Origin of the sequence: Pseudomonas sp. A0308 (genome assembly GCF_044218815.1) — a bacterium.
GTDB classification, from domain to species: Bacteria; Pseudomonadota; Gammaproteobacteria; order Pseudomonadales; family Pseudomonadaceae; genus Aquipseudomonas; species Aquipseudomonas iridis.
In genome coordinates this window covers 1519445-1546033 of record NZ_CP162581.1, presented here as the reverse complement: position 1 = coordinate 1546033, position 26589 = coordinate 1519445, and the positions used below count along the sequence as shown (strand labels likewise).

26 protein-coding genes, 1 pseudogene and 1 riboswitch are annotated in these 26589 nt (G+C 60.4%); of the genes and pseudogenes, 20 read left to right on the top strand and 7 right to left on the bottom strand.

Annotation, left to right across the window (positions count from 1 at the left end; all coding sequences use genetic code 11):
- The first annotated feature begins 60 nt into the window (after window positions 1–60).
- Window positions 61–1965 (top strand): molecular chaperone HtpG, encoded by a 1905-nt coding sequence (gene htpG / locus AB4P92_RS07210; RefSeq protein ID WP_042561993.1) that lies wholly within the window; start codon window positions 61–63, stop codon window positions 1963–1965.
- Window positions 1966–2033: 68 nt separating this feature from the next.
- Window positions 2034–2762, top strand: a complete 729-nt coding sequence (locus AB4P92_RS07205; protein WP_273875068.1) for a dienelactone hydrolase family protein — start codon at window positions 2034–2036, stop codon at window positions 2760–2762.
- A 159-nt stretch (window positions 2763–2921) separates the two neighbouring features.
- On the opposite strand, the gene AB4P92_RS07200 is transcribed toward AB4P92_RS07205, so the two are convergent.
- Window positions 2922–3785 carry a pirin family protein gene (locus tag AB4P92_RS07200; RefSeq protein WP_261736960.1) on the bottom strand — a complete coding sequence of 288 codons (864 nt, stop codon included), beginning with the start codon at window positions 3783–3785 and terminating at the stop codon, window positions 2922–2924.
- A gap of 61 nt (window positions 3786–3846) precedes the next feature.
- A complete protein-coding gene (locus tag AB4P92_RS07195; protein ID WP_261736961.1) occupies window positions 3847–4263 on the bottom strand; it encodes an OsmC family protein in 417 nt (138 codons plus the stop codon).
- Window positions 4264–4390: 127 nt separating this feature from the next.
- Between AB4P92_RS07195 and AB4P92_RS07190 the strand changes: the two genes are divergently transcribed.
- From AB4P92_RS07190 to AB4P92_RS07180, 3 genes and pseudogenes are all read left to right on the top strand, one after another.
- On the top strand, window positions 4391–5446 hold the full coding sequence (locus AB4P92_RS07190) for an amidohydrolase family protein (protein WP_395599189.1): 1056 nt from the start codon (window positions 4391–4393) through the stop codon (window positions 5444–5446).
- Between the two features lie 100 nt (window positions 5447–5546).
- Window positions 5547–6347: pseudogene (locus AB4P92_RS07185) on the top strand (MCP four helix bundle domain-containing protein); the annotation flags it as partial.
- On the top strand, window positions 6339–7202 hold the full coding sequence (locus AB4P92_RS07180; RefSeq protein WP_390896403.1) for a methyl-accepting chemotaxis protein: 864 nt from the start codon (window positions 6339–6341) through the stop codon (window positions 7200–7202). The pseudogene AB4P92_RS07185 and the gene AB4P92_RS07180, both read left to right, overlap by 9 nt.
- 133 nt (window positions 7203–7335) lie before the next feature.
- Here the strand turns inward: AB4P92_RS07180 and AB4P92_RS07175 are convergent, their stop codons facing one another.
- From AB4P92_RS07175 to purM, 3 genes are read right to left on the bottom strand one after another with little or no spacing between them, the layout of a single operon-like run.
- Window positions 7336–8064 carry a DUF3108 domain-containing protein gene (locus AB4P92_RS07175; protein WP_395599188.1) on the bottom strand — a complete coding sequence of 243 codons (729 nt, stop codon included), beginning with the start codon at window positions 8062–8064 and terminating at the stop codon, window positions 7336–7338.
- Between the two features lie 8 nt (window positions 8065–8072).
- Window positions 8073–8723: a phosphoribosylglycinamide formyltransferase gene (gene purN / locus AB4P92_RS07170; RefSeq protein WP_042558306.1), complete on the bottom strand. Its 651-nt coding sequence runs from the start codon at window positions 8721–8723 to the stop codon at window positions 8073–8075.
- Window positions 8723–9781: a phosphoribosylformylglycinamidine cyclo-ligase gene (gene purM / locus AB4P92_RS07165; protein WP_042558307.1), complete on the bottom strand. Its 1059-nt coding sequence runs from the start codon at window positions 9779–9781 to the stop codon at window positions 8723–8725. The genes purN and purM overlap by 1 nt, the downstream gene beginning before the upstream one ends.
- A gap of 369 nt (window positions 9782–10150) precedes the next feature.
- On the opposite strand from purM, the gene AB4P92_RS07160 reads away from it, so the two are divergent.
- The 5 genes from AB4P92_RS07160 (at window position 10151) to AB4P92_RS07140 (ending at window position 14828) form a co-directional block, all read left to right on the top strand.
- Window positions 10151–11197 carry a DUF2066 domain-containing protein gene (locus tag AB4P92_RS07160; RefSeq protein WP_395599187.1) on the top strand — a complete coding sequence of 349 codons (1047 nt, stop codon included), beginning with the start codon at window positions 10151–10153 and terminating at the stop codon, window positions 11195–11197.
- Between the two features lie 34 nt (window positions 11198–11231).
- A complete protein-coding gene (locus AB4P92_RS07155) occupies window positions 11232–12305 on the top strand; it encodes an AI-2E family transporter (RefSeq protein ID WP_115148239.1) in 1074 nt (357 codons plus the stop codon).
- Window positions 12306–12522: 217 nt separating this feature from the next.
- Window positions 12523–13227: a DnaA regulatory inactivator Hda gene (hda, locus tag AB4P92_RS07150; RefSeq protein WP_042558310.1), complete on the top strand. Its 705-nt coding sequence runs from the start codon at window positions 12523–12525 to the stop codon at window positions 13225–13227.
- Window positions 13228–13453: 226 nt separating this feature from the next.
- The gene (locus AB4P92_RS07145; protein ID WP_042558311.1) at window positions 13454–14071 is read left to right on the top strand and encodes a C40 family peptidase; all 618 of its coding nucleotides are present in this window, start codon (window positions 13454–13456) and stop codon (window positions 14069–14071) included.
- 220 nt (window positions 14072–14291) lie between these two features.
- Window positions 14292–14828 (top strand): C40 family peptidase, encoded by a 537-nt coding sequence (locus AB4P92_RS07140; RefSeq protein ID WP_047300311.1) that lies wholly within the window; start codon window positions 14292–14294, stop codon window positions 14826–14828.
- 133 nt (window positions 14829–14961) lie between these two features.
- Here AB4P92_RS07140 and AB4P92_RS07135 read toward each other — a convergent pair whose 3' ends face one another.
- A complete protein-coding gene (locus AB4P92_RS07135) occupies window positions 14962–16275 on the bottom strand; it encodes a sorbosone dehydrogenase family protein (protein WP_115148240.1) in 1314 nt (437 codons plus the stop codon).
- Window positions 16276–16341: 66 nt separating this feature from the next.
- Entirely contained in the window at window positions 16342–16926 is a 585-nt protein-coding gene (locus AB4P92_RS07130; RefSeq protein ID WP_395599186.1) for a hypothetical protein, read from the bottom strand.
- Window positions 16927–17089: 163 nt separating this feature from the next.
- A riboswitch (cobalamin riboswitch) is annotated at window positions 17090–17316 on the top strand.
- 80 nt (window positions 17317–17396) lie between these two features.
- Here AB4P92_RS07130 and cobO point away from each other — a divergent pair.
- The 10 genes from cobO (at window position 17397) to AB4P92_RS07080 (ending at window position 26532) form a co-directional block, all read left to right on the top strand.
- Window positions 17397–18008, top strand: coding sequence for a cob(I)yrinic acid a,c-diamide adenosyltransferase (cobO, locus tag AB4P92_RS07125; protein WP_047300314.1), 612 nt, complete (start codon window positions 17397–17399; stop codon window positions 18006–18008).
- Window positions 18005–19531, top strand: a complete 1527-nt coding sequence (locus AB4P92_RS07120; protein WP_395599185.1) for a cobyrinate a,c-diamide synthase — start codon at window positions 18005–18007, stop codon at window positions 19529–19531. The genes cobO and AB4P92_RS07120 overlap by 4 nt, the downstream gene beginning before the upstream one ends.
- Window positions 19528–20178 carry a 5,6-dimethylbenzimidazole synthase gene (gene bluB / locus AB4P92_RS07115; RefSeq protein ID WP_115148243.1) on the top strand — a complete coding sequence of 217 codons (651 nt, stop codon included), beginning with the start codon at window positions 19528–19530 and terminating at the stop codon, window positions 20176–20178. Before AB4P92_RS07120 ends, bluB begins: the two co-directional genes overlap by 4 nt.
- Complete coding sequence (gene cbiB / locus AB4P92_RS07110; RefSeq protein WP_042558317.1) at window positions 20175–21083, top strand: adenosylcobinamide-phosphate synthase CbiB; 909 nt, start codon at window positions 20175–20177, stop codon at window positions 21081–21083. Before bluB ends, cbiB begins: the two co-directional genes overlap by 4 nt.
- Window positions 21076–22068 (top strand): threonine-phosphate decarboxylase CobD, encoded by a 993-nt coding sequence (cobD, locus tag AB4P92_RS07105; RefSeq protein WP_047300316.1) that lies wholly within the window; start codon window positions 21076–21078, stop codon window positions 22066–22068. Before cbiB ends, cobD begins: the two co-directional genes overlap by 8 nt.
- Entirely contained in the window at window positions 22065–23567 is a 1503-nt protein-coding gene (locus AB4P92_RS07100) for a cobyric acid synthase (RefSeq protein WP_395599184.1), read from the top strand. The genes cobD and AB4P92_RS07100 overlap by 4 nt, the downstream gene beginning before the upstream one ends.
- A gap of 86 nt (window positions 23568–23653) precedes the next feature.
- Entirely contained in the window at window positions 23654–24175 is a 522-nt protein-coding gene (gene cobU / locus AB4P92_RS07095; protein ID WP_047300318.1) for a bifunctional adenosylcobinamide kinase/adenosylcobinamide-phosphate guanylyltransferase, read from the top strand.
- Window positions 24172–25227 carry a nicotinate-nucleotide--dimethylbenzimidazole phosphoribosyltransferase gene (gene cobT, locus AB4P92_RS07090; RefSeq protein ID WP_395599183.1) on the top strand — a complete coding sequence of 352 codons (1056 nt, stop codon included), beginning with the start codon at window positions 24172–24174 and terminating at the stop codon, window positions 25225–25227. Before cobU ends, cobT begins: the two co-directional genes overlap by 4 nt.
- Window positions 25224–25799 (top strand): alpha-ribazole phosphatase family protein, encoded by a 576-nt coding sequence (gene cobC, locus AB4P92_RS07085; protein ID WP_395599182.1) that lies wholly within the window; start codon window positions 25224–25226, stop codon window positions 25797–25799. The genes cobT and cobC overlap by 4 nt, the downstream gene beginning before the upstream one ends.
- Window position 25800: 1 nt before the next feature.
- The gene (locus AB4P92_RS07080; RefSeq protein WP_395599181.1) at window positions 25801–26532 is read left to right on the top strand and encodes an adenosylcobinamide-GDP ribazoletransferase; all 732 of its coding nucleotides are present in this window, start codon (window positions 25801–25803) and stop codon (window positions 26530–26532) included.
- The last annotated feature ends 57 nt before the right edge of the window (window positions 26533–26589 follow it).

Sequence of the window (26589 nt, the reverse complement as noted above, 5' to 3'; positions counted from 1 at the left end):
ACAACCCGCCGCAGACCATTCGGGTCGCGGCCAATGCCATCTGATTGGAGTTTGATGACCATGAGTGTGGAAACTCAAAAGGAAACCCTGGGCTTCCAGACCGAGGTGAAGCAGCTGCTGCACCTCATGATCCATTCGCTGTATTCCAACAAGGAAATTTTCCTTCGCGAATTGATCTCGAACGCCTCTGACGCTGTCGACAAGCTGCGCTTCGAAGCCCTGGCCAAGCCTGAGTTGCTCGAAGGTGGCGCAGATCTGAAAATCCGTGTGAGCTTCGACAAGGACGCTAAGACCGTCACCCTCGAAGACAACGGTATCGGCATGAACCGTGACGATGTGATCGCCCACCTGGGGACCATCGCCAAGTCGGGCACCGCCGATTTCATGAAGAATCTGTCGGGCGATCAGAAAAAGGATTCGCACCTGATCGGCCAGTTCGGTGTTGGCTTCTACTCGGCCTTCATCGTTGCCGACCAGGTTGACGTGTACAGCCGTCGCGCCGGCACTCCGGCCAGCGAAGGCGTGCACTGGTCGTCGAAAGGCGAGGGCGAGTTCGAAGTCGCCACCATCGAAAAGCCTGAGCGCGGCACTCGCATCGTCCTGCACCTGAAAGCTGCAGAAGACGAGTTCGCCGATGGCTGGCGTCTGCGCAACATCATCAAGAAGTACTCCGACCATATCGCTTTGCCGATCGAGCTGCCGAAAGAAGTCACGGCTGCCGAAGGCGAAGAGGCGCCAGCGCTCGAGTGGGAAACCGTCAACCGCGCCAGTGCCCTGTGGACTCGTCCACGCACCGAAGTGAAGGACGAGGAATACCAGGAGTTCTACAAGCACATCGCCCACGATTTCGAGAACCCGCTGGCCTGGAGCCACAACAAGGTTGAAGGCAAACTCGAATACAGCTCGCTGTTGTACGTGCCGGCCCGCGCACCGTTCGATTTGTATCAGCGTGAAGCGCCGAAAGGCCTGAAGCTGTACGTGCAACGCGTGTTCGTGATGGATCAGGCCGAGTCGTTCCTGCCGCTATACCTGCGCTTCATCAAAGGCGTGGTCGACTCCAACGACCTGTCGCTGAACGTGTCGCGGGAAATTCTGCAGAAAGACCCGATCATCGACTCGATGAAGTCGGCGCTGACCAAGCGTGTGCTCGACATGCTGGAAAAACTGGCGAAGAACGAGCCTGAGCAATACAAGGGCTTCTGGAAGAACTTCGGTCAGGTCATGAAAGAAGGCCCGGCAGAAGACTTCGCCAACAAGGAAAAAATCGCGGGTCTGCTGCGTTTTGCGTCGACCAACGGCGACGACGGCGAGCAGATCGTCGGTCTGGCTGACTACCTGGCACGCGCCAAGGAAGGTCAGGACAAGATCTACTACCTCACCGGCGAAACCTACGCGCAGGTCAAAAACAGCCCGCACCTGGAAGTCTTCCGCAAGAAAGGCATCGAAGTGCTGCTGCTGACCGACCGTATCGACGAGTGGCTGATGAGCTACCTCAGCGACTTCGACGGCAAGTCCTTCGTTGACGTGGCACGCGGTGACCTGGACCTGGGCAATCTGGACTCGGAAGAGGACAAGAAAGCCGCAGAAGAAGTCGCCAAGTCCAAAGAAGGTCTGGTCGAGCGTCTGAAAACCGCGCTGGGCGATTGCGTCGCTGAAGTGCGGGTTTCCCATCGTCTGACCGATTCGCCGGCCATTCTGGCCATCGGCGAGCAGGACCTGGGTCTGCAAATGCGTCAGATCCTCGAGGCCAGCGGTCAGAAGGTGCCGGATTCGAAGCCTATCTTCGAATTCAACCCGAGCCACCCGCTGATCGAGAAACTCGACGGCGAGCAGAGCGAAGAGCGGTTTGGCGATCTGTCGCACATCCTCTTCGATCAGGCAGCCCTGGCTGCCGGCGACAGCTTGAAGGACCCGGCCGCTTATGTGCGCCGCCTGAACAAGCTGCTGGTCGAACTGTCGGTTTGATGAAGTTGTAAAAAAACCCGCTTCGGCGGGTTTTTTCATTCTGGTGTTCAAGTAATCAGGAGTCAGAAATGAGCCAAGTCACAGTACGTTCCGTGATCTATCAGATTGATGGCCAGCCTTATGAAGGTCGGCTTGCATTCGACGCCGAGCACAAAGGCGCGCGTCCGGGTTTGTTGATGGCGCCGAACTGGATGGGCGTCAGCGCTGGCGCTGAAGAAATCGCCAGGTCGGTGGCGGCCGAGGGGTACGTGGTGTTGATCGCTGATGTCTACGGTCAGGCCGTACGTCCGCAGAACGCTGATCAGGCCGGTGCGGCGATGATGCCGCTCAAGGATGATCGTGCACTGCTGCGCACGCGTATGCAGGCTGCGTTCGAGCAGTTGCAGACCCAGGGCGAAGCGGCAGTCGATACGTCGAAGCTGGCGGTGTTCGGTTTCTGCTTTGGCGGTTGCTGTGCGCTGGATCTGGCGCGCACTGGCGCGCCGGTAAAAGCGGCGGTGTCGTTCCACGGCACGCTGGATTCACCGAATCCTGCGGATGCGCAGAACATCAAAGGCTCGGTGCTGGTGCTTCACGGCGCGTCCGATCCGTTGGTGCCGAAGGAGCAGTTGCCGGCCTTCGAAGACGAGATGAACGCGGCGAAGGTGGATTGGCAATTGCTGAGCTACGGCGGTGCGGTGCACTCGTTTACCGACCCGCACGCCAATGTGCCGGGCAAGATGATGTACGACGCGAAGACGGCCAAACGGGCATTCAAGTCGATGCATGATTTACTGGATGAAGTGTTCAGCGGTTGATTCAGTTGTCAGGCACTGACTTGGGCGGTGTCTGACAGGGCCTCATCGCTGGCAAGCCAGCTCCCACAGTTATCGAGCCGTTAGCAAAGCCTGTGTTCGACGCGAAATCCTGTGGGAGCTGGCTTGCCAGCGATGGCTGACTCAAAGGCAATACAAGTTTCAGGGCAGTTCGATCCGCTCGCTTTCCCCCGGCACCGTCGGCCATTCCCCGGCCGCCCATTTGCGTCGAGCCTCATCAATCGCCGCCGGATCGCTCGCAACAAAATTCCAGTTGATCCGCCTTGGGCCATCCAGCGGTGCGCCGCCGAACACCACCGCGTGAACCTCGCTCTCGGCAAACAGACTCATTTCTTCCCCAGCCGGCAACACCACCAGCGCGTGGGGTTCGACCGTTTCGCCGTTCAGTTGTGCATCGCCACTCAATACATACAGCGCCCGCTCTTCATGCTCTGAGGGAATCAGCAATGTGGTCGCCGTTTGCATCTTCACTTCGGCATACAACGTAGGAGAAAGCACCGGGACTGGCGATTCCAGACAAAAGCCTGACCCGGCAATCATCCGAATCTCCACGCCGAGGTTATCGCTGACTGGCAAGGTTGCAGCCGGGTGATGACTGTAATGCCCCGGGCCTTGTTCGTGATCCTTGGGCGAGGCCAGCCAGATCTGCAAACCGTGCATCGTGAAACTCTTATCCCACAGCGGCTCCGGCGTGCGTTCAACGTGGGCAATCGCGCTGCCGGCGGTCATCCAGCTGACATCGCCAGCGCTGACTACCTGATCGGAGCCTAGGCTGTCCTTGTGCTGGAGTTGGCCTTCAAACAGATAGGTCAGTGTCGACAGGCCAATGTGCGGATGCTGTCGGATGTTCATGCCTTTGCCCGTCGGATAAACCGTTTCGAGCATGTGATCAAAAAACACGAATGGCCCGACGCTGCGGCATTTGGCTGACGGCAACGGACGAAGAATCGGCTGGCCTTCGACGTCTTCGGCTCGCGGGCGGATGATCAGGGGTTGCGTGTCCATGGGGCATTCCAGGCTGAGCGGGTGATGCCAGAAGCATAACCCGCCGCTGGCATCAGGATGGTTATTGGCTGTCGAAGCCTTGTGGGGCATGGGTTTCGATGCTGACTTCGCTGGTGGTCATGAGCTTGTGGATCGGGCAGCGGTCGGCGACTCGCAGCAGTTCCTCGCGCTGGGCGTCTGTGAGCACACCTTTGAGGGTGAGGGTGACGTGCAGGGCGTATTTGCCTTTCTGCTCTTCACTGTTATCGCGTTTGACCTCAACACCCACGCCGGTCAGCGGGATGTCTTTCTTCTTCGCGTACATCTTCAGGGTCAGGGCCTTGCAGGCGCCGAGTGCGGCGTCGAAGTAATCGTGCGGCTCTGGCGCCGTGCCTTCGCCGCCGGCAGAGGCCGGTACGTCGGCAAACAGTTCGTGTTCATCGATCTCGACAGTGTGACGAAAACCTTCAGCGGAGACGGTATTGACGGTAACGGTCATGTGAACCTCACTGGCAGTAGGAAAAATCGTTCGATCAAAAAGACCTTGCAGTTATAGAGCATTGCCAGCGGCACGCGTTCCACTTTCCTGCGGGATGAACCCTTGGGGGCAGGGCGGGGTCTAGGCTATGCCTACTTGTCGGAGATTAATTGTGTCCCTGTATCGTTTGAGTCTTGCCTGCCTGCTGGTGTTTGCCGGTAACGCCAGCGCCCGCGAATACACCTACAGCGATGCGCACCTGCACTACGTGGATTTTTTCCAGGAAACCGCCGGCATGCCGAAATTGCTGACGGCCATGAAGGAAAACTCCATTGAGCATGTGATGATTTCCGGCATTCCCGTGGCGAAGAAGTGGCATGAGGATGAACCGAAACGTCCGCGCTATTACGCCGGTGATGATGCCGACGCCTATTGGTACAGCGCCACCGACGTGATCGTCGCTGATGCAGTGCAAAAACTGACGCCTGAGCAGCGACCCTACTTTCATCCGTTTCTGTCAGGCTTCAACCCTAACGACAAGAACTCCGCCGCACATATTCAGCGCATGCTCGAACTCTATCCGGGGCTGTGGCAAGGCATTGGCGAAGTCTTCACGCGGCATGACGACCTGACGGCGCTGACGTCCGGTGACACGCCGCGCGCCAACAACGAGGCGATGACCAAGATTTATCATCTGGCGGCAGAAAACGATCTGCCGGTAATGGTGCATTCCAACATCACTTCCAAACGTGAGAGAAATCCGCTGTACCTGCAGGAAATCGAAGAGCCGTTGCGTAATCACCCGCACACAAGGTTCATCTGGGCGCACGCCGGCACCAGCGCGGAAATCCATCGGCACCAAACACAACTCGACTTTCTCCTGCCGACACTCACACGCATGCTCGAGGCATATCCGAATCTGTTCATTGATCTGTCGTGGAGCATGCTCACGCCGTATCTGCTGGATGAACAGGGCAAGCCACGCCCGGAATGGCTGGCGCTGGTAAAGAAATACCCGGAGCGCTTCATGCTCGGCTCGGATGTCGTAGGGCGATTCAACAAGCTCGGTGAGGAAATGCACAGCTTCGCGCCTTTCCTCGATGCGCTTCCCGAAGAAATTGCACAAAAGGTCGCTCGCGATAACTTCCTGGCGATATTGCCGCGAACAGCGCTCAAGTCCGGCAAAACTGCGCTGAATCGTTAATGCCGTGGGTTAGAAGTATTAAGGCGTTTTGATATCACGTTTTCGTCTTACGCAAATTTCTTCCGGGCCGATACCTTCTAGAGCAACCCGCTGTAGGTTGATGCAGCGCTTTTGGAAGGAAGCCAAATTAATGAGTATCCGTAGTCTCAATATTGCCCCGCGTGCCGGCCTCGGTTTTGGCCTATTGGCGTTGATGGTGTGCGCCCTCGGGGCGTTCGCTCTGCTGCAAATGTCGAACATGCGCGCCCAGTCCGACGAGGTCGACAACAACTGGCTGCCGAGCGTGATGGCGGTTGGCGAGATGAGTCAGGACATGTTGCGCCTGCGCGCGCTGACCATGCGCCTGTTGCTCAATCGTGATCCGCAGGCGTTGCAGCAGAATGTTGCCAAGCTAGATGAGCTGCGCGGGGTGCTGAGTGAGGCCCAGCAGCGTTATGACGTGCTGATCGTGCTGCCTGAAGAGCGCCAGTTATTTGATCGCTTCAAGGTGGCCGAGCAACAATATCTGGAGCTTCAGGCGCAAGTCTTGCAGTTGTCTGCGCAGAACCGGGTGGAGGAGGCGGCGCGCATTCTCAATGGCGAGATGAGCCCGTTGGCCGATGAAATCGCCGTCGTCCTGCGTCAGTTGGTCGAACTGAACAAACACAATGCCAATCTCGCCACCGAAGGCGCACGGCTGGTGTTCACTCAGTCGCGGGTTTGGGTCGGGGTCATGATCGGCGTTACCGCGCTGATCACCATCGGCCTGGCGCTGTTGCTGACGCGTAGCATCGTCTTGCCATTGGCGCAGTCCTTAGGCGTGGCGCAAGTAGTGGCCGGCGGCGACCTTACCGGTGACATCAATATTTCCGGCAAGGACGAGCCGGCGCGGCTGCTGCAAGCGCTCAAAAGCATGCAGCACAATCTGCGCGACACGATTCGGCAAATTTCCGAGTCGTCCAGTCAGTTGGCTTCGGCGTCGGAAGAGCTGAGTTGCGTCACGGAAGACGCTACGCGTGGGCTGCACCAGCAGAGTCTCGAAATCGAACAGGCGGCGACAGCGGTAAATCAGATGACCGCGGCAGTGGAGGAGGTGGCCAGCAATGCTGTGGCGACCTCCGAGGCCTCGCGCGAATCCGATCGTATTGCCCAGCATGGTCGCCAGCAGGTGCAGCAGACCGTATCGTCAATCGAATCCCTCGCCGAGGATGTGACGGCCAATGCGACGCAGATGGAAGATCTGGCGCAGAAGGTTCATGGCATCAGCAAAGTGCTGGATGTGATCCGCTCGATCGCCGAGCAGACCAACCTGCTGGCGTTGAACGCGGCGATCGAAGCAGCACGGGCTGGCGATGCCGGGCGCGGTTTTGCAGTGGTCGCGGATGAGGTGCGGGCGCTGGCGCATCGCACTCAGCAGTCGACTCAGGAAATCGAGCAGATGATCGGTGGCATTCAGCAAGGCACGGATTCAGCGGTCGGTTCGATGCAGCAGAGCAATGTGCGGGCGCGTGCGACGCTGGACCTGGCCAAGTCGGCCGGCACAGCGCTGGAGGAAATTGCTTCGGCATTCACCGTGATCAACGAGCGCAATCTGGTGATCGCCAGTGCTTCGGAAGAGCAAGCGGCAGTGGCGCGGGAGGTGGATCGCAATTTGATGAATATCCGTGATCTGGCGATGCAGACGTCGGCGGGTGCGAATCAGACCAGTGCGGCGAGCCAGGAGTTGTCGCGATTGGCGGTGGATTTGAACAGCATGGTGGCCAGGTTTTCAGTTTGAGTGTGTGGTGATCTCGGGGTTGCCCTCGCCCTAACCCTCTCCCTCGGGAGAGGGCTCGGGTGAGGGGCGAGCCTCGCACCATTCTTCAGGCCAACATTCAGGCAATAAAAAGCCCCGCAATCGCGGGGCTTTTTTACATCACTTCGGATCGGCTGCCTTTCACAGCCTTGCCGTTGACCGTACCGTCCTGGAGCATGATGTTGTACTCCTTGCCGTCGGTTTCAACTTGTTGCAGGCGAACCAGCAGGTAATCCCAATCCTTGGCGAACCAAAGGACGGTGATGCGCTTGCTTTGTGTCGGGTCGCGTACGCGCTCGACCTTGATCGCATCGATCTTGCCTGCCTTGGTGTCGACTTTTTCCGAGCCAAGCACGCGGAAATCATAGGTGTCGATCTCGCCGTCATCGACCACTTGGTAGCTCATGGTCTTCTTGCCGGCGGCGACATCATGTTGCAGTGCCAGCTGATAAGTCGATTTGTCGACCATGCCACGGTTCAGCGGGATTTTCACCGCATCGCCACGGTCGGTGCCGGTGACCAGTTTGTTGGTCCAGTCGAAGTCCAGATCAGCCTTCTTCGCTTTGCCCAGACCGCCACGTTCGAAGTGGTAGGACTGCGGCAGCAGCGTGTCCTTGTCCAGGGTCAGGGTGCTGGTCTCGGTGAGGCTGGCGATCATCATCGACGCCTTGAAGCTGAGCGTCCAGACGCCTTTGGCATCCTTTGACAGGCTGCGCTCGGCAGTGCCGCTCATCGGCAGCTGTTTCCAGTCGGCGGTGTAGCTGGCGGAGAACGGTTGAAGGTCTGCCGCCTGCGCGAAAGGCAGGGCGAGCAGTGCGCAAGCTAATAGCAGGGCGCGACGCATAATATCTCCTAGTGTCGAATCAAATGGCCGCTGGCCGCGAGTAACTGGCCGTCCAGTGAAGCACCTTCGCCCCCGAGTGCAAGCCTGCCTTCGGCAAACCAGCGTACCGCCATGGGGTAGATCAAGTGTTCCTGAACATGCACTCGCTGCGCCAGACTCTGCGGCGTGTCGTGCAACTCTACCGGTATTACTGCCTGTACGACCAGTGGTCCGCCATCGAGTTCCTCGGTGACGAAGTGGACGGAGCAGCCGTGCTCGGTGTCGCCGGCCTCCAGCGCGCGCTGATGGGTGTGTAACCCTTTGTATTTGGGCAGCAGCGAAGGATGGATGTTGAGCAGGCGACCCTGATAGTGGCGTACGAAGTCAGCGCTGAGAATGCGCATGAAACCGGCCAGTACCACGAGTTTGGGATTGAATTCGTCGATCAGTTCGATCAGGGCAGCATCGAAGGCCTCGCGACCTTCGAAGGCCTTGTGATCCAGCGAGCGGGTGGCGATACCCGCGTCACTGGCGCGTTGCAGGCCGTAAGCGTCGGCGCGGTTGGAAATCACCGCAGCGATGCGGACCGGGCTTTCGCCGGTCCGCGTGCTGTCGATCAAGGCCTGCAAGTTACTGCCGGTGCCGGACAACAGCACCACGACATCACAGGTTGCGGACATTAATGAGCCTTAAGGTTCTTCAGTTCGACCTGGGCAGCGCCTTCGGCAGCGACTGCGATCTGGCCGATGACCCAAGGCTGTTCGCCAGCGTCACGCAGGGTGTTGAGCGCAACTTCAACGTGCTCCTGAGCCACGCAGATGACCATGCCGACGCCGCAGTTCAGAACGCGGTGCATCTCGGTCTCGTCAACGTTGCCTTTCTCTTGCAGCCAGTCGAACACGGCCGGGCGATTCCAGCTGGCGACGTCAACCACGGCCTGAGCGCCTTTTGGCAGAACGCGCGGGATGTTGTCGAGCAGGCCGCCACCGGTGATGTGGGCCATGGCTTTGACGGCGCCGGTGTCTTTGATCAGCTTGAGCAGCGGCTTCACATAGATACGGGTCGGGGCCATCAGCAGGTCGGTCAGCGGTTTGCCGTCGAGCTGGATGTTTTCGATGTCGGAGCCGGACACTTCGATGATCTTGCGGATCAGCGAGTAGCCGTTGGAGTGCGGGCCGGACGAAGGCAGGGCGATCAGCGCGTCACCGGTGGCGACTTTCGAGCCGTCGATGATTTCGGCTTTTTCCACGACGCCGACGCAGAATCCGGCCAGGTCGTAGTCTTCGCCTTCGTACATGCCAGGCATTTCAGCGGTTTCGCCGCCAACCAGCGAGCAACCGGACAGTTCGCAGCCGGCGCCGATGCCGGTCACAACCTGGGCGGCGGTTTCGACGTTGAGTTTGCCGGTGGCGTAGTAGTCGAGGAAGAACAGCGGCTCGGCACCGCACACCACCAGGTCGTTGACGCACATGGCGACCAGGTCGATACCGATGGTGTCGTGCTTGTTCAGGTTCAGGGCCAGGCGCAGCTTGGTGCCGACGCCGTCAGTGCCGGAAACCAGTACGGGCTGCTTGTAGCCGGCCGGGATTTCGCAGAGGGCGCCGAAACCGCCCAGGCCGCCCATGACTTCCGGACGCGCAGTGCGCTTGGCGACGCTCTTGATGCGTTCGACCAATGCTTCACCGGCGTCGATGTCTACACCGGCGTCCTTGTAGCTCAGGGAGGGTTGCTTGCTCATGATCCAGGCCTTTAGGGGGGATTCAGGGGTAACGACCGAGTTCAGCGGGGCGCCGAAGTCGATGGGGCGATAGCCTCACGCGAGTTTCGAGGTGCCCGGCTGTTGCCGGTCTGCGAAGGCGCGCGATTTTATCAGGCTTGAGGGGCAGCGGCCATCCTCGTACCGACGGGCAGGGCCATATCACCCGAAATTTTTTGCAATTGAGGCGTACGGCTGCCTGTATAAGGTGTGGCAATTAACCGTCTATCGTTATCACTGTGCAAAAACTTACCGCCGCCGTGTGAATGTTTGGTGCTGGCAGACTGTCACAGCCTTGCCAAATCGGTTCACGCGGCCTGTTCCAGCCGCTCCTGTCGACGGGAATTCTCCATGCGTTTTTGTAAATTGTTGTTTGTGGGCTGTTTGTCTGTGGTTAGCCTGGCGAGTCATGCCGAAAACCTCAAAGGCCTTTATCAAGTGCGTGAGCCGGTCCAGGGCCAGGCTCCGGAGGAGCGTGAACGCGCTACTCAGGCCGCGCTGGATACGTTGGTATTGCGCCTGACCGGTGACCCTAAAGCTGCGCAAAATCCGGGTTTGGCGGCCGTGCGCAAGGATCCGCAGCAGATCATCAGCCAGTTCGGTTTTGATGCCGGGCCGCCGGAGGTGCTGAAAGTCGATTTCGATCCGAGCAGTACCGAGCAGGCATTGCGTCGCGCCGGGTTATCCCTGTGGGGCGCCAGCCGGCCGTCGATACTGAGCTGGTGGCTGAACGACTCGGCCGAAGGTTCGAGTCTGGTCGGTGATGGCCAGGCTGCTGCCGCGCCGTTGCGCACGGCGGCTCAGCATCGTGGTTTGCCGTTGCGTTTGCCGCTGGCTGATCTGAGCGAACAACTGGTCGCCACGGCGCCGGCACTCGAAGGCACGGATGCCGCACCTTTGCGCGATGCGTCGGAGCGCTATAACGCTGACGCCCTGCTGGCTGTGCATGCGCGGGAAGAGGGTGGTCAGTGGCAGGCCAAATGGCATTTGTGGCTAGGTGATCAAAAAGAAGCGGGCAGTGTGCAGGGGCCGGATCAGGCCGCCGTGGCGGATGCAGTGATGCTGGCGGTTGCCCAGCGCCTGGCTCCACGCTTTGCCGCCAAGCCTGGGGCAACCGGGCAGCAGACCCTGGAAGTGCAGGGCATGAATCTGGAGCGTTACGCTGCGCTGTTGCGGTTACTCGAACCGTTTGGCGTGCGTCTGCAAAGTGTAGATGGCGATCGTATCGTCTATCGGGTCAATGGCAGTGCCGATCAGATGCGCGCGCAGTTGTCGCTGGCCAGGTTGCAGGAACTGCCAGCCGAAGCTCCGGCTCCGGTGGCAGCGCCGCAGCCTGTGGTTGCGGGTGCGGCGCCAGCCCCGGCACCTGCGGCGCCGTCATTGCGGTTTCGCTGGTAAGTCTTTCCTTATATAGAAACAGTAGGAGTTGTACATGGCCGATACGCGGCGTTGGTTCTGGCTCGGTGGGATAGTCCTGCTTTGCGTGTTTGTGTGGTTATTGCACTCGATCCTCACGCCGTTTCTGGTGGCGCTGTTGCTGGCGTATCTGTTCGATCCGCTGGTGGATCGCCTGGAGAAGCTCGGTTTGTCGCGCACCTGGGGTGTGATCGCGGTGTTCACGTTGTTCACGCTGATCTTCACCGCGCTGATGCTGGTGTTGGTGCCGATGCTCGCCAAACAGCTGCTGCGCCTGTACGAACTGGTGCCGCAAATGCTCGACTGGCTGCAGCACTCGGCGGTGCCGTGGGCGCAGTCGAAGCTGGGGCTGTCGGACGGCTTCTGGAAATTCGACAAGGTCAAGGCTGCGATCAGTGAGCACATGGGTCAGACCACCGATATTGTCGGCGTGGTGCTGAGCCAGGCGACGGCTTCGAGTCTGGCGCTGATTGGCTGGCTGGCCAATCTGGTGCTGATCCCGGTGGTGAGTTTCTACTTGCTGCGCGACTGGGACGTGATGATGGCCAAGATCCGCAGCCTGTTGCCGCGTGATCGTGAGCCAACCATCGTCGCGCTGGCCGGTGAATGCCATGAGGTGCTCGGTGCATTCGTGCGCGGGCAGTTAATGGTGATGGTGGCGCTAGGGGTGATTTACGCGGCTGGGCTGATGATCGTCGGCCTGGAACTTGGATTGTTGATCGGGTTGATCGCGGGGTTGGCGGCGATCGTGCCGTATATGGGCTTTGTGATCGGCATCGGTGCGGCGTTGGTTGCCGGGTTGTTCCAGTTTGGTGGTGATCTGTATCCGATGGTCGGAATCGTCGCGGTGTTCATGGTCGGTCAGGCCCTGGAAGGCATGGTGTTGACCCCATTGTTGGTAGGCGACCGGATCGGCCTGCACCCAGTGGCGGTGATCTTCGCGATCCTGGCCGGCGGCGAGCTGTTTGGCTTCACGGGTGTGTTGCTGGCGCTGCCGGTGGCGGCGGTGATCATGGTGCTGGTGCGCCATATGCACGACTTGTACAAGGACTCCGACATTTATAGTGGTGCTGACGAGCCGCAGCTGTAGCGCAGATGGGCGACCCGGCGAATAGCCGGGTTGGCCCGTGTCTTGCGGGGAATAGTGGCCCGACTGCGTCAGAGAAACTGTCATAAAACCAGTGCGTTAACGCAAACCTTTGATTTTGCTTGGACTCTGTCGCATTGTGCGCTTAGCTTCACGGGTATAAACTTCGCCAACTTTACACAGAGGCCACTAACGGTTCCTTGAGAACTGTTCAGTCAGCATGAAACCGATTCAGCTGCCCCTAGGTGTGCGTCTGCGTGACGACGCCACCTTCATCAACTACTACCCAGGCGCCAATGCCGCTGCACTCGGCTATGTCGAGCGCTTATGCGAAGCCGACGCCGGCTGGACGGAAAGCCTTATCTATCTGTGGGGCAAGCACGGCGTAGGGCGTACGCATCTGTTGCAGGCTGCTTGCCTGCGTTTCGAGCAGATGGGTGAACCGGCGGTGTATCTGCCGCTGGCCGAGTTGATGGATCGCGGCACCGAAATTCTCGACAACCTTGAACAGTACGAACTGGTTTGCCTGGATGACTTGCAGGTGATTGCCGGCAAGGCTGATTGGGAAGAGGCGATGTTTCATCTGTTCAATCGTCTGCGTGACAGCGGTCGGCGCCTGCTGATCGCCGCGTCCACCTCACCACGTGAGCTGCCGGTCAAACTGGCTGACCTGAAATCACGCCTGACGCTGGCGCTGATTTTTCAGATGCGCCCACTTTCCGATGAAGACAAATTGCGTGCCCTGCAATTGCGCGCATCGCGTCGTGGTCTGCATCTGACCGATGAAGTCGGGCATTTTATCTTGACCCGTGGCACCCGCAGCATGAGCGCGCTGTTTGATCTGCTGGAGCAGCTCGATCAGGCTTCCTTGCAGGCTCAGCGCAAGCTGACCATTCCCTTCCTGAAAGAAACCCTGGGCTGGTAGCTGACCCTTGCAGTCTGTGGCTTCCAGCGGGTTTCGGCGTATTTCAGGCGCCAGAAAATCCGCTTTTCTACACGGTGTGCAGAGCGCGTATCGGTTCAAATGGGCTTAAGCGCTTAGATGTAAGCGAGAAACCGAGAAGTCACAAAAAGATCGATTGAATTTGCAAATGAGGTTGATAGCGGGCATAGTCTCGCCTTCTTTACAACTATCAGCCACGGTCGTGCCCATGCTAAAGCGCTTCGCACCCCTCGTGCCTCTCGCACTCGTCACCCTGTTATACGGTTGCGCTGCTCATTCTCCAGTTCAAGAGCAGCCTCAGCAGGTCAAGAATTCCGTCACTGCCCAGTCTTCCGTTATTTATCAGGAAGAGCTGGACACCGAAAAAGAACTGTCGGATTTCAACGGCAACAAGCCTTACCAGCTGCCAGTTCTGGCCGACAGTATCCTCGAACGCGGCATGTCCCTGATCGGTACCCGTTACCGTTTCGGCGGTACCTCTGAAGCCGGTTTCGATTGCAGTGGTTTCATCGGCTACCTGTTCCGCGAAGAAGCTGGCATGAACTTGCCACGCTCGACTCGCGAAATGATCAATGTGGATGCGCCGCTGGTTTCGCGCAAAAACCTTGAGCCGGGCGATCTGCTGTTCTTCGCCACCAATGGTCGTCGCGGCCGTGTCAGTCACGCCGGGATCTACCTGGGTGACAACCAGTTCATTCATTCCAGCAGTCGTCGCAGTGGCGGTGTTCGCATCGACAGCCTGGGTGACAGCTACTGGAGCAAGACCTTCATCGAAGCGAAACGCGCTCTGGCTAACGCCCCGACCGTCGTCACCGCTCGCAAGTAATTCCCCGATGCCGCGGCGTTCGCAGCGGCAATCAGGCTCCCGGCAACGGAGTAGACCTAGACTTTACAAGGTGAAGTTAAAGTCTTACTTGAAGTTTGCCGCGTAGCCGCTAGAATCCTGAATCTATATTGATGGCAAACCGCCTGCGTGCTGACGCAGGCGGTTTTGTTTTCTGCCCCTCCGGCAGAAAAAGCCGCAGCCAGATCAGGATGTTCTGCTTATGACCATGTCGGCCCGCCTCACATTGATCTTTTTTGCAGCGCTGCTCAGCGCCTGCGCCAGCCGTACGCCGCCACCAGCACCCGTGGTGCGCGCTCCGGTGGTATTCGGCCCCTCGCAATCATTCTCGCCCGCTGCTGAAGACGTGCTGTTTCGCGCGCTCGGTCTGGTGGGCACGCCTTATCGCTGGGGCGGCAATACGCCGGACTCGGGATTTGATTGCAGTGGGCTGATCGGTTTTGTTTACCGTGATGCGGCGGGTATTTTGCTGCCAAGAACCACACGCGATCTGATCGTGATGCAGGCGCCGAATGTGGGTAAGGAAGGTTTGCAGACAGGCGATCTGATCTTCTTCGCCACCAATGGCGGTTCGCAGGTCAGCCATGCGGGAATTTATGTCGGGGAAGGGCGCTTCGTGCATGCGCCGGCAACCGGCGGCACGGTGAAGCTCGATAGCCTGTCGAAGGCGTATTGGCAGAAAGCTTATCTGAGTGCCAAGCGGGTGTTGCAGCCGGAACATCTGGCGCATAACCCATAACAAGGACAACACCAAACCCAATGTGGGAGCGAGCCTGCTCGCGAAAGCGGTGTATCAGCCAACTCAATGTTGACTGATATCACGCCTTCGCGAGCAGACTCGCTCCCACAGTTGTTTCAGGGCGCATCTAAAATCACTTGGTGGCCGATACTCGCCACACTTTGTTCCCTACATCATCAGCCACCAGCAAGCCACCTTGCTGGTCGATCACTACGCCCACCGGGCGACCCAGTGCGTTCTCGTCCTTGTCGAGAAAACCGGTCAGTACATCCACTGGCTGGCCTGTTGGTTTGCCCGCCGCGAACGGTACGAAAATCACTTTATAACCACTGTGCGGCTTGCGGTTCCAGGACCCGTGCTGGCCGATAAATGCGCCTTCCTTGAACTGCGCAGGCAGCTTGTTGCCCTCGGCGAACGTCAGACCCAGCGAAGCTGTATGCGGGCCAACGGCGTAGTCCGGCGCAATGGCTTTGGCGACCAGGTCGGGGTTCTGCGGCTCGACGCGCACATCGACATGCTGGCCGTAATAGCTGAACGGCCAGCCATAGAAACCACCGTCCTTGACCGAGGTGATGTAGTCCGGCACCAGATCGCTGCCGATTTCGTCGCGCTCGTTTACTGCGGTCCACAACGCGCCACTGGTGGGCTCCCACGCGAGGCCGTTGGGGTTGCGGATGCCCGATGCGAAGATGCGGTGATTGCCGGTTGCGCGGTCCACTTCCCAGATTGCGGCGCGGCCTTCCTCTTTATCCAGACCGTTTTCGCCGACGTTACTGTTCGAGCCGACCGTGACGTACAGTTTGCTGCCGTCCTTGCTGGCGATGACGTTCTTGGTCCAGTGATGGTTGAGCGTGCCGCCAGGCAGATCGACAACCTTGATCGGCTGCGTCTTGATTTCGGTTGCGCCGGGTTCGTAGTTGAAGCGCAGCAGGCGATCGGTGTCGGCGACGTACAGGTCGTTGCCAACCAGCGTCATGCCGAACGGTGAATTAAGATTTTGCAGGAATACCGTGCGCGTTTCGGCCACGCCATCGTGGTCGGCATCGCGCAGCAGGGTAATGCGATTGGGGCTTGGTACGCCGGCGCCGGCCTTGCCCATGACTTTTTCCATGACCCAGCCGCGCACGCCTTTGCTGTCATCAGGTTTGGGCGGTGCGTTGGTTTCTGCTACCAGTACATCGCCATTGGGCAACACATAGAGCCAGCGCGGATGATCGAGGCCTTCGGCAAACGCGGCGACTTGTGTGCCTGCTGCAGCGGTCGGTTTACCGCCCGCGGGCCACCCGACCGCCGGGGCGATATTCACCGTCGGGATCAGGGTCTTGTTCGGTTCGGGCAGTTTCGGTGACGGGCCGGTGCCGTCGATGACCTGCAGGCTGGACGATTCACCACAGGCGGCGAGCCCTCCGGCGAGGGCGACGACGAAAACGAGTTGGGGCTTGCGCATTGCTGATCTTCCCTATGAATGCATTCCTAGTCATAGAGGATCGCACAAGCCCGATGGTTCAACTGCTCAGCCGCGGGCTTCTTTAAACAGCAAGGCAATGCCCGGGTGATAGTTACCGGCCTCATTGCGCAATTTGCGATAGGCGTAGGGGAAATACCAGGCAACGGCGCAGGAGTGTTCCTTTTGCAGGTCGTCGACCATGTCCTGCAATTCTTCCGGACTGGCGCTGTGCTGGGCTTTTTGCGGGGCGACAAACAGGCAGCCGAGCTTGAGGTCGCTGGCGTAGCTGATGCGTTTGGCGTCGTGGGTGATGTCCAGCAGGGGTTGAGTCAAGTTGAGGTTGTTGACGCGTGGCCAGCGTTGCGTGGCCTGGATAAATGCGCGGTCTTCGGCACCCGCCAGAAACAGATCGGCGCGGGCGTTGCGCTCGCCTTCCTCGTTCTGCTTGCGGGTGGCGGTGTCGCGCAGCGTCACCAGTTCGGCCATCCATGCGGCCGCACAGAGCAATCCGAGATTGGCTTTCTCGTCGTGCCAGTAGGGCGTGTCACTGTCGCCGCGCACGGCGTTGTAGCGGTCGATACAGTCAAACCAGCGTTCTAGTACCGGGCGCAGGAATTCCAGGCGCGGATTGCTGATGATCATGCCTTGCATGGTAATCATCCTTATTGTTGTGTTGTGCTTTTGCGGTAAAAGCATGGCTCTTTGATATCATTTGTTTCAGCGTGGCACAAGATTGGCGTCAGATAATTGATCGGCGGCAGTTATTCGCCCGATCCCCCCCTCTTTAATTGACGCTCCACCCCCAACCCTCTAACCTTCGCGGCTTGTTTCAGGTGCTCTGTGACCTGCGTCGACAGAGTGAAACAGGGAAGCCGGTGAGGGTTGTTTTCAAGCGAATAACAACCACGATCCCGGCGCTGCCCCCGCAACGGTAAATGAGTGAAAACTGCGTCTTGTGCCACTGCTTAACAGCGGGAAGGCGCGCAGTCAGGCGAACGCCGCTCATGAGCCCGGAGACCGGCCTGATCCATCCAGCGGCATCACGGTGGGCGATGCCAGGCTTTTTGCCGTCTATTCTTGTGCCTGCCCGCCGTTATCCAGCCTCAACGGAGAGCTCCCCCATGACTGATTCCCCCGAGCGTGACGAACGCCACCTGGCGCGTATGCAGCGCAAAAAAGCCGTGATCGATGAACGCATCGCCAACTCGCCCGACGAGTGCGGCCTGGTGCTGGTGCTGACCGGTAACGGCAAAGGCAAAAGCAGCTCGGCGTTCGGCATGCTCGCCCGCGCCATGGGCCACGGCATGCAGTGCGGCGTGGTGCAGTTCATCAAGGGTCGCAACAGCACCGGTGAAGAGCTGTTCTTCCGCCGCTTTCCCGAGCAGGTGCGTTTTCACGTGATGGGCGAGGGCTTCACCTGGGAGACTCAGGATCGCCAGCGCGACATCGCTGCCGCCGAAGCTGCGTGGGCGGTGTCGCGCGAGTTGCTGCGTGATCCGTCGATCGGTCTGGTGGTGCTCGATGAATTGAACATCGCCCTCAAGCACGGCTACCTCGATCTCGATCAGGTGCTGAGCGATTTGCAGGCGCGTCCGCCGATGCAGCACGTGATCGTCACCGGTCGCGGGGCGAAGCCGGAAATGATCGAGATGGGTGACACGGTCACCGAAATGGGCATGCTCAAACACGCCTTTCAGGCTGGCATCAAAGCGCAGAAGGGCGTCGAACTTTGAATCCGCCACGTCACTGCCCGGCGGTATTGATCGCCGCGCCGGCCTCCGGTCAGGGCAAGACCACTGTTACTGCCGCGCTCGCTCGTTTGCATCGCAATCAGGGGCGCAAGGTGCGCGTGTTCAAATGCGGCCCGGACTTCCTCGATCCGATGATCCTCGAGCGCGCCAGCGGTGCGCCGGTTTATCAACTCGATATGTGGATGGTCGGCGAGCAGGAAAGTCGTCGCCTGTTGTGGGAAGCCGCCGGCGAAGCCGATCTGATTTTGATCGAAGGCGTGATGGGACTTTTTGACGGCACACCGTCGAGCGCTGACCTGGCGCGGCATTTCGGTGTACCGGTGCTGGGCGTGATCGACGGCACCGCGATGGCGCAGACGTTTGGCGCATTGGCGCTGGGCCTTGCGCGTTATCAGCCGGACTTGCCGTTTGCAGGCGTGCTGGCCAATCGCGTGGGTACCTTGCGTCATGCGCAACTGCTTGAAGGCAGCCTCACCGAGGGTTTGCGTTGGTACGGCGCGCTGTCTCGCGAGACCGGGATCGAGCTGCCGAGCCGTCATCTGGGTCTGGTGCAGGCCAGCGAATTGAACGACCTGGATGTTCGTCTCGACGCCGCCGCCCAAGCGCTTGCCAGCAGTTGCGAGGTAGCGCTGCCACCGGCCGTGGAGTTCGCGGCGCCGGAAGTGATCGCTGCAGAACCGTTATTACAAGGTGTGCGAATCGCTATCGCCCATGATGAGGCGTTCGCCTTCACCTACGGCGCCAGCCTCGATTTGCTGCGGGCGATGGGCGCCGAGTTGAGTTTCTTCTCGCCGATCCGCGACACGCAATTGCCCGAGGCGGACAGTCTGTATCTGCCGGGCGGCTACCCGGAATTGCACCACGTGGCGTTGTCGCAGAACACCGCGATGCTCGACGCGATCCGCGCGCACCATGCGGCGGGCAAACCATTGATGGCCGAGTGTGGCGGCATGCTTTATCTGCTCGATTCGCTGACTGATGTCGAAGGCACCCGCGCCGAACTGGTCGGTTTACTGAGCGGCGATGCGGTGATGCAAAAACGTCTGGCGGCGTTGGCGCTGCAAGCGGTTGATCTGCCGGAGGGCTCACTGCGTGGGCATACTTATCATCACTCCCTGACGACGACTGAATTGACCCCGATTGCTCGCGGCCTTAGCCCGAATGGTGGGCGTGGGGCGGAGGCGGTTTATCGCGATGGGCGAATGACCGCTTCTTATGTGCACTTCTACTTTCCGTCGAATCCTGCGGCTATCGCAGCACTGTTTGCGCCTCAACTTGAGGCCGCCATCGCTGGCAAGCCAGCTCCCACAGTGGGCGGTGTAGTGCCTGAAGAGTCCCAATCCCATGGGGTAACTGGCAAGCCAGCTCCAAAAGGGAGCGGCGGAGTGCCTGAAGAATCGCAATCCCATGGGGTAACTGGCGAGCTAGCTTCCACAGTGGGTGGTGAAATGCCTGAAGAAACGCCATCCCCTGTGGGAGCTGGCTTGCCAGCGATGGGGCCATGACAGACAACGCATTCTCCGAAGCCGAACGCGCAGCGGTCTACAAAGCCATCGCCGAGCGCCGCGACATGCGCCACTTCACCGGTGGCAGCGTCGCGCCGGAACTGTTGCGGCGCTTGCTCGAAGCCGCGCATCAGGCCCCGAGCGTCGGCCTGATGCAGCCCTGGCGCTTCATTCGCATCAGCGACCGAGCCTTGCGCGGGCAGATCCAGAACCTGGTGGAAGAAGAACGCATCCGTACCGCTGTTGCCCTCGGCGAGCGCAGCGATGAGTTCATGACACTCAAGGTCGAAGGCATCAATGATTGCGCGGAAGTGCTGGTCGCCGCGCTGATGGACGATCGTGAAAAACACATCTTCGGTCGCCGCACGCTGCCGGAAATGGACATGGCGTCGCTGTCCTGTGCGATCCAGAACCTGTGGCTGGCGTCCCGCGCCGAAGGTCTGGGCATGGGCTGGGTCTCGCTGTTCGAGCCGCAGGCGCTGGCCGATCTGTTGAAACTGCCGGAAGGCGCCAAGCCACTCGCGGTGTTGTGCCTGGGCCCGGTCAAGGAATTCTATCCGGCGCCGATGCTGGTGCTTGAAGGGTGGGCGCAGGCGCGTCCGCTCAATGAGTTGCTGTATGAAAATTATTGGGGAGTGAATCAATGAGTGTGGCGTTGTTGAGTGTCGCCGCCGTGGCGCTGGATGCGCTGCTGGGTGAACCGAAACGCTGGCATCCGCTGGTGGCGTTCGGCAACTTTGCCGGGCGCATCGAGCAACGTTTCAACGCCGGTGGCCGTGGCTGGCGCAGTCATGGCGTCACCGCGTGGGTGATCGCAGTGCTACCGCTGACGTTGCTCGCCACCGCGTTTTCCTGGGCGCCTTATGTTGGCTGGATCGTCGAGATACTCGCGCTGTATTGCGCCCTCGGCATGCGCAGCCTCGGCGAGCACGTCGAGCCGGTGGCCAAGGCATTGCGCGCCGATGATCTGGATGAGGCGCGCAAGCGTGTCGGCTATCTGGTCAGCCGCCAGACCAGCGAACTCGACAGCACTGCGGTTGCCCGTGCTGCCACCGAATCGGTGCTGGAGAATGGCAGCGATGCGGTGTTTGCCGCGTTGTTCTGGTTTGCCGTGGCCGGCGCGCCGGGCGTGGTGCTCTATCGCTTGAGCAATACGCTTGATGCGATGTGGGGTTATCGCAACGAACGTTTCGAACGATTTGGCTGGTGTGCGGCAAAAATCGACGACGTCCTCAACTACATTCCCGCGCGCCTCGTGGCGTTGACCTACGCGCTGCTGGGCAAAACCCGACTGGCCCTCAAGTGCTGGCGTACACAGGCGCCAAAATGGGACAGCCCCAACGCCGGCCCGGTAATGGCGGCAGGCGCGGGCGCGCTGGGCGTAGAACTGGGCGGCCCGGCGATCTATCACGGCGAACTGCATGAACGTCCGCAACTCGGCGAGGGCACACCTGCCGATGCCGATTCCATCGACCGTGGCTGGCAATTGGTCCAGCGCGGGGTATGGTTATGGCTGCTGATTCTTTGCGTGGGAGCTGAATTCTATGCTTGAGCACGGTGGCCGATTGCGCAAGGCTGCACTCGATCACGGCATCGCCGAGGCTGATTGGCTGGATCTTTCCAGCGGTCTGGCGCCATGGCCGTTCCCGATCCCGGATATTCCGCTGCGCGCCTGGGCACGCTTGCCGGAAACCGACGATGGTCTGGAGCAGGCGGCGTGTGATTACTACGGTGCGGCGCAGGTGTTGCCGGTGGCCGGTTCGCAAATGGCCATTCAGTTGCTGCCGCGCTTGCGCCGGGCCGGCAAGGTCGGCGTGTTGTCGCCGTGTTATGCCGAGCACGCCGAGGCGTGGCGCCGCAGCGGTTACATCGTGCGCGAAGTGCTGGAGCAGGAAGTCGAGTTCTTTATCGACAACCTCGACGTACTGGTGGTGGTCAACCCGAACAATCCCACGGGCCTGAGCCTGACCCCGGCGCGTTTGCTCGACTGGCATGCGCGGCTGGCGCAGCGCGGTGGCTGGCTGGTGGTCGATGAAGCGTTCATGGACAACACGCCACAATTGAGTCTGGCCGCGCACACGCATTTGGTGGGCCTGGTCGTATTGCGTTCGTTTGGCAAGTTCTTCGGTCTGGCCGGGGTGCGACTGGGCTTTGTGCTGGCCGAGCGCAAATTTCTTAAACTGCTCGCCGAGCAGGTCGGGCCGTGGGCGGTCAGCGGGCCGACCCGGGTGCTCGCCCAGGCCTGTCTGCAAGACACCGAAGGTCATGCACGCCAGCGGATACGCAGCGATGAGGCGAGTGAGCGACTGGCCGCGTTGCTGGCGCGATACGGCTTCAACCCCCAGGGCGGTTGCGCGCTGTTTCAATGGTTGATCACCGATCAGGCGCAAGCGCTGTACGAATTCATGGCCCGACGCGGCATCCTCCTGCGCCTCTTCACACACAACAGCAGTTTGCGTTTCGGCCTGCCTGCCGATGCCGCTGAAGAGGCGCGCCTCGAACAAGCGCTGCAAGCGTTCGCCAAGGAAACCCAATGACAACCCTGATGGTGCAGGGCACCACTTCCGACGCCGGTAAAAGCACACTGGTGACGGCACTCTGCCGCTGGGCCACCCGTCAGGGTGTAGCAGTGGTGCCGTTCAAACCGCAGAACATGGCGCTCAACAGCGCGGTGACGGCTGATGGCGGCGAGATCGGTCGCGCGCAAGCGGTGCAGGCGCAAGCGGCGAATCTTGAACCGCACACCGACATGAACCCGGTGCTGCTCAAGCCGAACAGCGACACCGGCGCGCAAGTGATCATCCATGGCCGCGCCGTCACCAGCATGAACGCCGTCGCCTATCACGACTACAAAGCCATCGCGATGCAAGCCGTGCTGGCCTCCCATGATCGCCTCAGCGCCGCGTATCCGTTGGTGATGGTCGAAGGCGCAGGCTCGCCGGCGGAGATCAACCTGCGCGCCGGCGACATCGCCAACATGGGTTTTGCCGAGGCCGTGGATTGCCCGGTGCTGCTGATTGCCGACATCAATCGCGGCGGAGTTTTTGCCCATTTGGTCGGTACGCTGGAGCTGCTGTCGCCGAGCGAACAGGCGCGGGTCAAAGGCTTCATCATCAACCGTTTTCGCGGCGACATTGCGTTGCTGCAACCGGGCCTCGACTGGCTGGAACAGCGCACTGGCAAACCGGTGGTGGGCGTGTTGCCGTACGTGATGGATCTGCATCTTGAGGCCGAGGACGGCATCGATCAGCGCCAGACCGACAAGGCCGAACACGTGCTGAAAGTCGTGGTGCCGGTGCTGCCGCGCATCAGCAACCACACCGATTTCGATCCGCTGCGTTTGCATCCACAGGTCGATCTGCATTTTGTCGGCCCGGGACAGGCGATTCCGCCGGCCGATCTGATCATTCTGCCGGGCTCGAAAAGCGTACGCAGTGATCTGGCGTATCTGCGAGCCAATGGCTGGGACACAGCGATCAGTCGCCATTTGCGTTACGGCGGCAAAGTGCTGGGTATTTGCGGCGGTCTGCAAATGCTCGGCGAGCAAGTGCACGATCCGCTGGGTCTTGAGGGCGCGCCCGGTTCCAGTGCCGGTTTGGGTTTGCTGGCCTTCGAAACGCAGCTCGAAGCCGAGAAGCAATTGCGCAATGTGCGCGGTCGTCTGGCGCTGGAAGATGCCGAAGTCATCGGCTACGAAATTCATGCCGGAGTCACCACCGGGCCGGCGCTGGAGAACGCGGCGGTACGGTTGGATGACGGTCGTTGTGACGGTGCGCAGAGTGCTGATGGTCAGGTGTTCGGCACCTATCTGCATGGCTTGTTCGAATCGCCGGCAGCCAGTTCGGCGTTGCTGCGCTGGGCCGGGTTGAGCGATGTGCAAACGGTGGATTACCACGGGTTGCGTGAGCGCGATATCGAGCGCTTGGCGGATCTGGTGGAGAAGCATCTGGATACCGGGTTGTTGCGTCAGCTCTGTGGGCTCCAGGGTGAATGTCATGGCCCTATCGCTGGCAAGCCAGCTCCCACAGGGGGCTGAGGTGATCCGGCTAACGCGATCACTGTGTTAGCTGGCCGCCAGCGACGGGGCCGGTTGTCTCAACAGATAATTTTCAGGATGTCTCCATGCTTCAGCTGATCCTCGGCGGCGCCCGCTCCGGCAAAAGTCGCCTCGCCGAAAAACTCGCGACTGACAGCGCGTTGGCCGTCACCTACATCGCCACCAGCCAGCCGCTGGACGGTGAAATGAGCGAGCGTGTCGCCCATCACCGCGCGCGCCGTCCTGTCGAATGGGCACTCATCGAAGAGCCGCTGGAACTCGCCCGCATCTTGCGTGAAAACGCCAGCGCCGAGCGCTGCCTGCTGGTCGATTGCCTGACGCTGTGGCTGACCAATCTGCTGATGCTCGAAGACGCCACTCGCCTCGCCGCCGAACGCGAAGCCCTGCTGGACTGCCTGGCGTCACTGCCGGGCGAAATCATTTTTGTCAGCAACGAGACCGGAATGGGTGTCGTGCCGCTGGGCGAATTGACTCGCCGCTACGTCGATGAAGCCGGTTGGCTGCATCAAGCCCTGGCTGAGCGCTGTCAGCGTGTCGTGTTGACCGTCGCCGGCCTGCCCCTGACCCTGAAAGGACCTGCGTTATGACTCAAGCCTGGTGGCTCAATCCGTGTAAAGCGGTGCATGCCGATATCGTTGAACAAGCGGCGGCACGGCAACAGCAACTGACCAAACCGGCCGGTTCGCTGGGGCGTCTTGAGTCGGTGGCGGTGCAACTGGCCGGCCTGCAAGGGCAGGTCAAACCGACGCTTGCGCAGGTCTGGATTGCGATTTTTGCCGGTGACCACGGTGTGGTCGCTGAAGGTGTGTCGGCATTTCCGCAGGAAGTCACCGGGCAGATGTTGCTCAACTTCGTCAGCGGTGGCGCGGCGATCAGCGTGCTCGCGCGTCAACTCCATGCGCAGCTGGAAGTGGTGGATTTGGGCACGGTGACGCCGTCGCTGAACCTGCCGGGCGTGCGCCACTTGAACATCGGCCCGGGCACGGCAAATTTCGCCAAGGGCGCGGCGATGACTCAGGCCCAGGGCGAATTGGCTTTACAGGCTGGTCGCGACAGCGCGCTGCGGGCGAAAGCTGCCGGCACTCAGCTGTTCATCGGCGGGGAAATGGGCATCGGCAACACCGCTGCGGCAAGTGCCCTGGCCTGTGCCTTGCTCGATTGCCCGGTGATGCATCTGACCGGCCCGGGTACTGGCCTGAACGCCGAAGGCGTCAGCCATAAAGCGCAAGTGATCGAGCGCGCCCTGGCCCTGCACGCGGCCCAGCGCGGTGATGCATTGCAGACGCTGTTCAACGTGGGCGGTTTCGAAATCGCCGCACTGGTCGGCGCGTATCTGGCCTGTGCGCAGGAAGGTATCGCGGTATTGGTCGACGGCTTTATCTGCACAGTCGCTGCGCTGGTGGCGGTGCGTTTGAATCCTGCCTGTCGCGAGTGGCTGCTGTTCGGCCATCGCGGGGCCGAGCCGGGCCATCGTCATGTGCTGGAAACCCTGAGCGCAGAACCTTTGCTCGAACTGGGCCTGCGCCTGGGCGAGGGCAGTGGTGCGGCGTTGGCGGTGCCGTTGTTGCGTCTGGCGTGTGATCTGCACGGGCAGATGGCAACGTTCGCGGAAGCGGCGGTGGCGGATCGTCCGGCATGACCTTGCGACTTGATCTGCTGCGCCATGGTGAAACCGAACTCGGCGGTGGTTTGCGCGGCAGCCTCGACGATGCGCTCACCGAAAAGGGTTGGGCGCAGATGCGCGAAGCGGTGCTCGAAGGGGGGCCGTGGGATCGCTTGGTCAGTTCGCCGTTGCAGCGCTGTGCGCGGTTTGCCGCAGAGTTGGGTGAGCAGCTGAATCTGCCGGTGCATCTGGAAAAGGATCTGCAAGAACTGCATTTCGGCGCGTGGGAGGGGCAGAGCGCGGCGGCGCTGATGGAGACGGATGCCGAAGCGTTAGGGCTGTTCTGGGCCGATCCATATACGTTTACGCCACCGCAGGGTGAGCCGGTCAGCGATTTTTCTTCGCGAGTACTGACGGCCGTTGCACGGCTGCAAGCAGCGTACGCTGGCGAGCGCGTGTTGCTGGTCAGTCATGGCGGTGTCATGCGTTTGTTGCTGGCGCAGGCGCGGGGATTGCCGCGTGAGCAATTGCTCAACGTCGAAGTGGCGCACGGTGCGCTGTTTTCGCTGAGTGTTGAAGCCGATGGTTCACTCAAGGAAGGTCGCTGACATGTTGCCGCTGTGGATCGCTCTGCAATTTCTCAGCAGTCTGCCGATTCGTCTGCCGGGGATGCCGGAGCCCGGGCAACTGGGGCGTTCACTGCTGTTCTATCCGCTGGTGGGAATGCTGTTCGGGGTGATTCTTTGGGGGCTGAACCTGGCATTGGCGGGCGCGCCGCTGCTGTTGCATGCGGCATTGCTGTTGACGATTTGGGTATTGCTCAGCGGCGCATTGCACCTTGATGGCCTGGCGGACAGCGCCGATGCCTGGCTCGGCGGCTTCGGTGATCGCGAACGTACCCTGACGATCATGAAAGATCCGCGCAGCGGGCCGATTGCGGTGGTGACGCTGGTGCTGGTGTTGCTGCTCAAGTTTGCCGCGTTGCTGGCGCTGATCGAGCAGCAGCAAGGTCTGGTGCTGATCATCGCGCCGCTGCTTGGGCGCGCGGCGTTGCTGGGGTTGTTTCTGACCACGCCGTACGTGCGCAAGGGTGGGTTGGGGCAGGCACTGGCCGATCATCTGCCGCGCAAGGCGGGATGGTGGGTGCTGGGCGGTAGCGCGCTAGCCTGCGTGGCGATTGCCGGGTCCCAGGCGATTATTGCGCTGCTGGTGGCGGTCGGCGTATTTATCTGGCTGCGGCATGTGATGATGCGGCGGTTAAGCGGCACGACCGGAGATACCGCCGGGGCGCTGCTGGAATTGCTGGAGATGGCGGTGCTGGTTGGAATCGTGCTGCTTTAACGTCAAAAGATCGCAGCCTTCGGCAGCTCCTACAGGGTAAGCATCCCAATGCAGGAG